Below are 1,753 nucleotides of genomic sequence, written 5' to 3' on the forward strand. Positions count from 1 at the left end.
AAGCAATGGAGCGCACCCCGAAGAGCGTGAAACGGTTCCCGTATAAGATGCGCGTCAAAATAAGGGATTAGTGCATCGATCACAGATCGGCATGGCGACTTTGGAATAATGGCGGCGCAGAGCCATCGGCACCCAGAAAGCACAACAATAAGAGAGGGTTGCCCTGTTTGGAAACAGGCAAAGCGCAGGGCTCGCTCATGATGAAAGGAGCAAACAAAAACGGCGAGCCGAAGCTCGCCGTACCATTCTTCCGACTGGAGATCAGATTTGAAAACAGCGCAGTCCTTCTACGCTATCGAACGGTTTGCAATTTATATTCCACATCTTGCGCGATGTAAAATAAAATTTAATTCAACTATAATTGTTACTTAATAATAAGCGAGATATTAAAGTAATTTACACTTTAATACACAATCCTTTAAATGCCGACGATAATATCATAATGGTCGGCTCGCAGAATCTCTTCAGACGAATACGGGAAGCCTGTGCAGGCTTCCCGTTGACGTATCAGAACGAGCGCTGGAAGCGGACCATACCCTGCCAGGCATCCTTGCCGTCGAGATATGATTTGCTGTCCTTCCACTTGGTATAGGAAACTTCCGGCGTTACCGTGAAGCCCGGAACCAGTTCGTAAGCCACATTGGCCGTCGCCGCGAAAGTGCTGGTGCCGTCATAGGCAAGCTGGGCATTGAGGACGGCCTTGTCGGTCGCCTTGAATGCCGCGCCGCCCCAGACAGCCCAATCGCCACCCCAGGTGCCGTAGAAGCTGTTGATCGCGCGGACCTGACCGATATCATGGCCATTGCCATCGGTCTGCATGATGTACTGGTCCTTGTTGGACTTGTAGCCCCCCATCGCCCAGACCGAGAAACGATCCGTGATGTTCACGTCGGCGCGGACCTTGCCGGCCCACTCCTCATTACGGGCATCATAGGCGGCGACACCTGCGATCTTGCCCCAGCCGCCTTCATATTTCAGGCCACCGACGACGTGCGGGGTGTAATCCTTGATGGTGCCGTCGAAACCGTATGCGCTGTCCGTGTCTTCATTGTTGCCCTGTTCGAGCGACAAGATGGCGGAAAAACCGTTTCCAGCGGCAAAGGTGTAGCTGATCAGGCCCGTGCGATAGCCGCCAGCGAGAATCACGTCATCGTTGATGACATTGCCGAGATAGCCCGGGAAGGTGACAAAGGCCGACTCATCAAGACCGACGCGCAATCCGCCCAGCTGAATATAGGCAAAACGCAGCGAACCGGACGAGCCCTCAACGCCATTGCCCCAATCATAACGGGTTTCGGCAAAGGTCTTCAGCGTGCCAAGCTCGGTTTCAGAAGCCGTGGAGAGGCGCAGCGTGAAACGGGCCTTGTTATCCCACGACTGGCGGCGGGTATCGATCGCACCGTCACGGTCGACGAAGCCGCGACCATAGATATTGTCACCGCCAGCAGCGTCATAACGCACATAGCCGGAAACACGAAGGCAGGTTTCGGTGCCCGGAATGTAGAAATATCCGGCGCCGTAGGCATCGCAAACGCGAACATACTCGACAGATTCAGGCTCGGGCGCCACGACGGCGTCGGCAGCATGGGCACCGGTGATCGCAGCCAGCGATACAGCGGAGCCGAGAAGCAGGCTCTTGAGTTTCATTTGATTGCCTCCAGAAAATTTTCAGACGAGGCGTCATAGTATGACTATCATAAATATATCAATTGTAATCTTAAGCAAAACTTAGATTCAAAATGGCGTATGTGTC

Annotated in this window: 1 protein-coding gene; it reads right to left on the reverse strand. The window is 53.5% G+C overall.

Going from position 1 to position 1,753, the window contains the following annotated elements; all coding sequences use genetic code 11:
* Positions 1 to 507: 507 nt before the first annotated feature.
* Complete coding sequence (locus AVM02_RS13730; protein ID WP_411507487.1) at positions 508 to 1,647, reverse strand: porin; 1,140 nt, start codon at positions 1,645 to 1,647, stop codon at positions 508 to 510.
* Between the last annotated feature and the right edge of the window lie 106 nt (positions 1,648 to 1,753).

The sequence above is a fragment of the Brucella anthropi genome, assembly GCF_046630315.1.
GTDB classification, from domain to species: Bacteria; Pseudomonadota; Alphaproteobacteria; order Rhizobiales; family Rhizobiaceae; genus Brucella; species Brucella anthropi_A.

What these genes read in the sequence shown, in the direction of transcription:
- AVM02_RS13730 (WP_411507487.1), bottom strand. Translation starts at nt 1,647, where the DNA reads ATGAAACTCAAGAGCCTGCTTCTCGGCTCCGCTGTATCGCTGGCTGCG.